The sequence below is a fragment of the Clostridium sartagoforme AAU1 genome (genome assembly GCF_000401215.1).
Taxonomy (GTDB): Bacteria; Bacillota; Clostridia; order Clostridiales; family Clostridiaceae; genus Clostridium; species Clostridium sartagoforme.
Window position 1 is genome coordinate 25,668 of sequence record NZ_ASRV01000073.1, and the last position, 8,600, is coordinate 34,267.

5 protein-coding genes are annotated in these 8,600 nt (G+C 28.3%); all 5 read left to right on the top strand.

Going from position 1 to position 8,600, the window contains the following annotated elements; translation table 11 throughout:
* Positions 1 to 55 precede the first annotated feature (55 nt).
* The gene (locus tag A500_RS05800) at positions 56 to 487 is read left to right on the top strand and encodes a MarR family winged helix-turn-helix transcriptional regulator (protein WP_016206656.1); all 432 of its coding nucleotides are present in this window, start codon (positions 56 to 58) and stop codon (positions 485 to 487) included.
* Between the two features lie 146 nt (positions 488 to 633).
* On the top strand, positions 634 to 2,370 hold the full coding sequence (locus tag A500_RS05805; RefSeq protein ID WP_016206657.1) for an ABC transporter ATP-binding protein: 1,737 nt from the start codon (positions 634 to 636) through the stop codon (positions 2,368 to 2,370).
* A 46-nt stretch (positions 2,371 to 2,416) separates the two neighbouring features.
* Positions 2,417 to 4,294 carry an ABC transporter ATP-binding protein gene (locus A500_RS05810; RefSeq protein ID WP_242835058.1) on the top strand — a complete coding sequence of 626 codons (1,878 nt, stop codon included), beginning with the start codon at positions 2,417 to 2,419 and terminating at the stop codon, positions 4,292 to 4,294.
* A gap of 442 nt (positions 4,295 to 4,736) precedes the next feature.
* On the top strand, positions 4,737 to 7,607 hold the full coding sequence (locus A500_RS05815; RefSeq protein ID WP_016206659.1) for an exo-beta-N-acetylmuramidase NamZ domain-containing protein: 2,871 nt from the start codon (positions 4,737 to 4,739) through the stop codon (positions 7,605 to 7,607).
* Between the two features lie 222 nt (positions 7,608 to 7,829).
* Positions 7,830 to 8,516, top strand: coding sequence for a 5'-methylthioadenosine/adenosylhomocysteine nucleosidase (locus A500_RS05820; protein ID WP_016206660.1), 687 nt, complete (start codon positions 7,830 to 7,832; stop codon positions 8,514 to 8,516).
* Positions 8,517 to 8,600: the final 84 nt, after the last annotated feature.

An 8,600-nucleotide genomic window follows, 5' to 3' on the forward strand; every position in this document is an offset into this window, starting at 1 on the left:
AGATTAAATAGTTATATAATTAGTTAGAAGTCTAACAAAAGTGTAGGTGTAATTAATGAGTGAAGTAAAACATATCGGAAGAAAAATAAATATTTTGTCTCATAAAATTAAAAGAAGAATAGGAAAAGTATCACTAGAATATGGGATAAGCAGTATGCAAGCAAAAATTCTGGGGTTTATATCTCATCAAGCACCTAAAAGAGATATTTTTCAAAAAACAATCGAAGAAGAATTTGATATTAGACGTTCTTCGGTAACAAGTGTACTTTCTTTGATGGAAAAAAATGGGCTTATTAAAAGAATAAGTGTTTGTGAAGATGCAAGGCTTAAAAAGATTATTTTAACTGATAAAGGAATAGAAGTTCATAAATCTGTACATAAAGAAATAGAAATTGTAGAATCTATAATTTTTAATTCTTTAAAAGAAGAGGAGCTTGAATTGTTTAATGAAATATTGGAAAAGTTAACTAAAAATATTGCAGAGTAATGCAATTTTTTTAATTGTATTTAGTTAGAAACCTAACAAAAGTAAATATTTAAAATAGAGAATTTTATTGTTATAGGTGGGAAACTAATAAAATAAAGTAATTTTTTTAATTTTAAAGTTAGAAATCTAACAAAGGGAGGAATAGTATGATTAAAAAATTATCTAGTTATATTAGGGAGTATAAAAAGGATTCTATCTTAACTCCTGCTTTTATTGCAATTGAAGTAATACTTGAAGTAATTATTCCTGTTTTAATGGCTATGATTATTGATAATGGGGTAGAGAAGGGAGATATGAAATATGTAACTATACTTGGAGTAATTATGCTAGTTATGGCTTTTGTATCTCTGACATTTGGAGCTTTAGCTGGAAAAACTGGAGCTAAGGCATCTACAGGATTTGCAAAAAATTTAAGAAAAGGAATGTTTTATAAAATACAAGATTACTCCTTTTCCAATATAGACAAATATTCAACAGCAGGATTAGTAACAAGATTAACTACGGACGTAACAAACGTACAAAATGCATACTTAATGATTATTAGAACATTTGCAAGAGCGCCATTTATGCTTATAGCTGCGATGGTAATGAGTTTTTATATTAATTCAAGAATGGCATTAATATTCTTAGGAGCAATTATATTTCTTGGAATTTCTTTATATTTTGTAATTTCAAATGCTCATCCTATTTTCAAAAAGGTTTTTAGAAAATATGATGATTTAAATGCAAGTGTACAGGAAAACTTAACAGGTATTCGTGTAGTAAAAGCTTATGTAAGAGAAGATCATGAAATTGATAAATTTCATAAGGCTTCACAAAACTTATATAACATGTTTATAAAGGCAGAAAAAATAATAATTTTAAATGCACCTATAATGCAATTTACTATGTATACAATTATCTTATTATTTTCTTGGTTTGGTGCAAAGATGATAGTATCAAGCGATATGAAAACTGGGGAACTTATGAGTTTATTCACATATGCTGGTAACATTTTAATGAGTCTTATGATGATATCAATGGTTTTTGTTATGGTTACAATGGCAAAATCATCAGCAGAAAGAATTGTTGAAGTATTAGAAGAAGAAAGTGATTTGAAAAACTCTGAAAATCCTATATATGAAGTTAAAGATGGTTCTATTGAATTTGATAATGTTAATTTTAGCTATGGGAAAAAAGAAGATAATTTAAATTTAGAAAATATAAACTTAAAAATTAAATCAGGAGAAACTATTGGAATCATAGGTGGAACAGGAAGTGCAAAGTCAACATTTGTACAACTTATTCCAAGACTTTATGATGTAACAAGTGGATCATTAAAAATTGGTGGATTAGATGTTAGAGATTATGATATTGAAACATTAAGAAATGAAGTTTCAATGGTTCTTCAAAAGAATGTGCTTTTCTCAGGAACAATAAATGAAAACTTAAGATGGGGTAATAAAGATGCTACTGATGAAGAAATAGTGCAGGCGTGTAATGCTGCACAAGCTAGTGAATTTATAGAAAACTTCCCAGATAAATATGATACTTATATTGAACAAGGTGGAACAAATGTGTCAGGTGGGCAAAAGCAAAGATTATGTATTGCAAGGGCATTACTTAAGAAACCTAAAATACTAATTTTAGATGATTCAACAAGTGCTGTAGACACAAAGACTGATGCACTAATTAGAAAGTCATTCAAGCAATCAATTCCACATACTACCAAAATAATTATTGCACAACGTATTTCTTCAGTTGAAGATGCAGATAAAATAATAGTATTAAACGATGGTAAAATTAATGGAATTGGAACTCATGAAGAACTATTAAGAACAAATGAAATATACAAAGAAGTATATGATTGTCAAGTGAAAGGAGCTGGTGAAGATGAAGCCTAATAATGTACAAAAAGTAAGAAGTAATGGCCAAGGAGCACCAGGAAAAATGTCAGCTAGAAAAGGAAGTAAAAATCCTATGAAGACATTAAGCAGGCTTTTGGAATATGTCTTCAAGGAATATAAACTAAAGTTTTTAATAGTTATAATTTGTATATTAATTAGTTCACTTGCAACTGTAGCAAGTACATTATTTCTCAAAACTTTAATAGATGATTATATTACACCATTTTTAGGACAATCAAGTCCTAATTTCATGCCATTACTAAAAACAATAGGAATGATGGCGGTAATATACTATATAGGAACATTATCAACTTATATATATAATAGAATTATGATAGTTGTAGCTCAAGGAAGTCTTAAGAAAATTAGAGATGATATGTTTGAGCATATGGAAAGTTTACCAATAAAATATTTTGATACTCATTCTCATGGAGAAATAATGAGTTTGTATACTAATGATACAGATACATTAAGGCAAATGATAAGTCAAAGCTTACCACAATTAATATCATCAATAATAACTGTAGTTAGTGTATTTATTTCAATGATAATTTTAAGTATTCCTCTTACATTTGTTGCACTAGTAATGATTTTCGTAATGTTTAAAGTTATAAAAACCATTGGAGGTAAAAGTTCACTTTACTTTGGAAAACAACAAAAGGATTTAGGAAAAGTTAATGGATTTATAGAAGAAATGATGGAAGGACAAAAGGTTATTAAAGTTTTTTGTCATGAAGATGAATCTAAGATAAATTTCGATAAATTAAATGATGATTTATGCGATAGTGCTTATAAAGCTAATACTTTTGCAAATATATTAATGCCTATAATGGGTAACTTAAGTTATATAAATTATGTTCTTACTGCAGTTGTGGGAGGTCTTTTAGCCATAGGCGGTGTTGGAGGATTTACTTTAGGTGCACTTGCGTCATTTTTACAACTTACTAGAAATTTAAATCAGCCAATAGGACAAATGTCACAACAATTTAACTCTGTAATTATGGCGCTTGCAGGAGCAGAAAGAATTTTTGAACTTCTAGATGAAGATCATGAAACTGATGACGGATATGTAACATTAGTTAATGCTAAAGTAAAATCAAATGGAGAGTTAGAAGAAGTAAAAGAACGTACTGGTATATGGGCATGGAAGCATCCTCATAGTGATGGTACAATTACTTACACAAGAATGCTAGGAGATATGGTATTTGATGATGTAGACTTTGGATATGATGATAAAAAGATAATTCTTCATAATATAAAACTATTTGCGAAGCCAGGTCAAAAGGTAGCTTTCGTTGGAGCAACTGGTGCAGGAAAAACTACAATAACTAATTTAATTAATAGATTCTATGATATACAAGATGGTAAAATCAGATATGATGGAATCAACATTAATAAAATTAAAAAAGATGATTTAAGAAGATCACTAGGAATAGTACTTCAAGATACTCATCTATTTACAGGAACAATAGCAGATAACATTAGATATGGTAAGTTAGATGCAACTGATGAGGAAGTATTTGCAGCTGCAAAGTTAGCTAATGCAGATACATTTATTAAACATTTATCACAAGGATATGACACGCTCATAACAGGAGATGGAGCTAATTTATCACAAGGACAAAGACAACTTTTAGCAATTGCTAGAGCTGCTATTGCCGATCCTCCAGTATTAATTTTGGATGAAGCTACTTCAAGTATAGATACAAGAACTGAAGCAATAGTTCAAGAGGGTATGGATAAACTTATGCATGGTAGAACAGTATTTGTTATTGCTCATAGACTTTCTACAGTTAAGAACTCAGATGTAATTATGGTTCTTGAACAAGGAAGAATAATAGAGCGTGGAAATCATGATAATTTAATACAGCAAAAAGGAAAATACTATCAACTCTATACAGGAGCTTTTGAGCTGCAATAAATATAAAAATCTCAAGTATTTTATGTACTTGGGATTTTTTATTTTAAATATTAAAAAAGTGAAATAGAATAATATTTAAAAGTTAAAGTGTTGAAACTTAATTTCTAAAATGTTGCAATGGTAATAAATGTAAATATACTTTTATTACTATAAGTTAGCTATGATACTATCTTTAAAAGGTTTTATAAGGCGTATTTTTAATTATTAATAGAGACAATTCAAAAATTAAAAAAGAGAGGGGGAAAATTATTTTAATAATTATATATTATAAAAAATGTTAGTTAGAAATACCTATGATAAAAGATTTGGTATTTATTATACCTATTTATATTATTATGTACAAAAGTTTATATTGTTGGACTTTTTAAAACTTAGCATGGAGGATTATCATACATTTTTTATTAATTGCTGAAAAATTATTATTAAATAGGGGGATAATTTAATGAATTTAAAGTTAAAAAGAAAACTTGGAATAATTACATGTGGATTTTTAATTTCTACAGTATTATTTCAAGATAAAGAAATAAAAACTGTAAATGCAAGTAGTAATGTACAAGTAAAATTAGGTATAGACAATTTAGATAAGAATTTAGATATTTTTGAAGGAAAAAAAGTAGGATTAATAACAAATCCATCTGGTGTTGATAGTAATTTTACAAGTTCAATAGATGTATTATATGAAAAAACAAATTTAACAACATTATTTGCCGCTGAACATGGAATAAGAGGTAATGCACAAGCTGGAGATAGTGTAGGGAATGAAGTTGATGAAGTTACTAAACTTCCAGTTCATAGTTTATATGGAGCAACTAAAAAACCAACTGCAGAAATGCTTCAAAACGTTGATATATTAGCATATGATATGCAAGATGTAGGAGCAAGATTTTACACATATATAAATACACTAGCATATGCAATGGAAGCTTGTGCTGAAAATGACAAAACTTTTGTTGTGTTTGATAGACCAAATCCAATTGGAGGTGAGGTTCAAGGAAATTTACTTAATATTGATTATAGTTCATTTGTAGGAATGTATCCTATAGTTCAAAGATATGGGATGACAGTAGGAGAATATGCAAAATTCATAAATGAAGAATTTAATATTAATTGTAAACTTGAAGTTGTAGAAATGGAAGGCTGGACTCGTGATATGTATTATGATGAAACAGGATTAGATACATGGGTAATGCCTTCACCAAACATGCCTACACTAACTACTTCAATAGTATATACTGGTACTTGTGTTTTTGAAGGAACCAATGTATCAGAAGGAAGAGGAACAACGAGACCATTTGAATTAATAGGAGCTCCATGGATTGACCCAATGAATCTTAGTAATGAACTAAATTCTTTAGGGTTACCTGGTGTTAAATTTAGAGCAGCTTCATTTACTCCAACATTTTCAAAATATTCAGCAGCAGATAAGGCAAATTACCCAACAGGTAAAAATCAAGTTTGTGGTGGAGTACAATTATATGTAACTGATAGAGATAAATTTAATGCTGTAAAGACAGGTTATGCTATGTTATATACAATTAGAGATATGTATCCAGAAAAGTTTCAATATTTAAGTACTAACTTTATAGACAAGCTAACAGGAAATAGCTATGTAAGGGAAGGTAAATATACATTAGAAGAATTATATTCAATAGTTGATAATGAATCTAATGATTTTAAGACTAAAACAGAAAAGTACTATATTTACAAAGCATCAAACAAAAATGAAGACGATAACAATAGTACTAAGCTTGGTATAGATAATATTGATAATAATTTAGAGATATTCAAAGATAAAAGAGTGGGGCTTATAACTAATCCATCAGGTATTGATAGTAATTTCAAAAGCTCTATAGATGTATTATACGAAAAGACTAATTTAACAGCATTGTTTGCAGCAGAGCATGGTATTAGAGGATATGCACAAGCTGGAGATGGTGTTGGAAATGAGGTAGATAATATTACTAAACTTCCAGTTTATAGTTTATATGGTACAACTAAAAAGCCAACTACAGAAATGCTTCAAAATGTAGATATATTAGCTTATGATATGCAGGATGTAGGAGCTAGATTCTACACATATATAAATACATTAGCATATGCAATGGAAGCTTGTGCTGAAAATAATAAAACTTTTGTTGTATTTGATAGACCCAATCCTATAGCTAGTGAAGTTCAAGGTAATTTGCTTGATACTGAATTTAGTTCTTTTGTAGGAATGTATCCAATAGTTCAAAGGTATGGATTAACTGTTGGTGAATATGTACAATATATTAATGATAAATTTAATATCAATTGTGATTTAAAAGTAGTTAAAATGAGTGGATGGTCACAAGATATGTACTATGATGAAACAGGATTAGATACATGGGTAATGCCTTCACCAAATATGCCAACATTAGATACAGCTTTAGTATATACAGGAACTTGTGTATTTGAAGGAACCAATGTATCAGAAGGAAGAGGAACAACAAGGCCATTTGAATTAATAGGAGCGCCATGGATAAATCCTATAGATTTAGCTAATGAACTAAATTCTTTGAATTTACCAGGAGTGAAATTTAGAGCAGCTTCATTTACACCACAATTTTCAAAGTACTCAGCATTAGATACTGCAAATTATCCAACCGGAAAAAATCAAGTTTGTGGTGGAGTACAATTATATGTAACAGATAGAGATAATTTTAATGGTGTTAAGACAGGTTATGCTATGTTATATACAGTTAGAGATATGTATCCAGATAAATTTCAATATTTAAGTACTAATTTTATAGATAAGCTAACAGGAAATAGCTATGTAAGAGAAGGTAAATATACATTGGAAGAATTATATAAAATAGTTGATAAAGAATCAGAAGAATTTAAAGCAGAAATAGAAAATTATAGAATATATATACCTGAAGAACCTATTAATAATGTTCCTGTTATAACTGCAAATGATAAAACAATAAAATTAAATGAAGATTTTAATCCATTAAAGGATGTAACAGCTTATGATGATGAGGATGGAGATTTAACAGCATCTATAAAGGTTGAAGAAAATACTGTAGATACTAGTAAAGCTGGAGAATATATAGTTAACTACAGTGTTTCTGATAGCGAGGGTGCCAGCACTTCTAAAAAGATAAATGTTACAGTTATAAAAGATAATGAAGATGATAATAATGGTAACACAAATAATAACTCAGGAAGTTTACCTCAAACTGGTAGTAATGTGAATGGTTCATTGTTATTAATAATTATATCCTTATGCATGATATATATGGGGAAAGTAATTTTAGAAAATAAATCTAAGAAAGTAATAGATAAAAAGTAAAATCAGAATATTAGGTGATTTGCACTAAATAAAAAGCTATAAGCACTAAATGGAGTTCACTTCATTTAAGCTTGTAGCTTTTTCAGTCATATACTATTAAATAATATGATAGTATTGATAAATATGAGGAATATATTTACAATTGACTCAAAGGGTTATATAGTTATATAAAGATTAATGGATAAATTAGGATAAGTTAATTATTAAATGGGAGATGAATTTATGAGAATAGGAATTATAGCACCTTCAGAAGATGAAATAAGACCTTTTATTAATGAAATTTCAAATAGGAAATTAGAATATCATGCAATGTTAAAATTTTATATTGGTAAATATGCTGATATAGAAGTTGTTGCACTATATTGTGGTGTTTGTAAAGTTAACGCAGCAATTGCAACTCAAATTTTAATAGATAAGTTTCAAATAACTAATATTATTGTAACTGGAGTAGCAGGAGCAATTGATAAAAGCTTAGGTATTGGAGATACAGTTATTTCAAGAGAAGTAGTATATCACGATGTTGCTGAAGAAATATTAACAGAATATCATCCATGGATGAAAACTATATATTTTGAAAGTGATAAGAATTTATTATCTTTATGTAGGACAATAGTTAATGATAATATTTTTAGTCAAAATATATTATTTGGGAAAATAGTTACAGGAGAAGCATTTATAGATGATAAGGGGAGAAGTGAAATAATATCTAAGTATGATCCGCTTTGTGTAGATATGGAAACAGCAAGTATTGCGCATGTTTGTTATGTAAATCAAATTCCTTTTATAGCTATAAGGTCAATAACAGATACTGAAGATGAAAGTGGTGTAGATGTTTTTGAATCTAATTGTTTAATGGCAGCAAATAAGTCTGTTGCTATTGTAAAAAAGCTATTAGAATTACTAAAATAGATAATGTATTTTAATAATTTATTGTTAATATTGACTTATAATTAATATTAACTTCAATTTAAATAAATTATACAATTAAATAAA

What these genes read in the sequence shown, in the direction of transcription:
- A500_RS05800 (WP_016206656.1), top strand. Translation starts at nt 56, where the DNA reads ATGAGTGAAGTAAAACATATCGGAAGAAAAATAAATATTTTGTCTCAT.
- A500_RS05805 (WP_016206657.1), top strand. Translation starts at nt 634, where the DNA reads ATGATTAAAAAATTATCTAGTTATATTAGGGAGTATAAAAAGGATTCT.
- A500_RS05810 (WP_242835058.1), top strand. Translation starts at nt 2,417, where the DNA reads ATGTCAGCTAGAAAAGGAAGTAAAAATCCTATGAAGACATTAAGCAGG.
- A500_RS05815 (WP_016206659.1), top strand. Translation starts at nt 4,737, where the DNA reads ATGAATTTAAAGTTAAAAAGAAAACTTGGAATAATTACATGTGGATTT.
- A500_RS05820 (WP_016206660.1), top strand. Translation starts at nt 7,830, where the DNA reads ATGAGAATAGGAATTATAGCACCTTCAGAAGATGAAATAAGACCTTTT.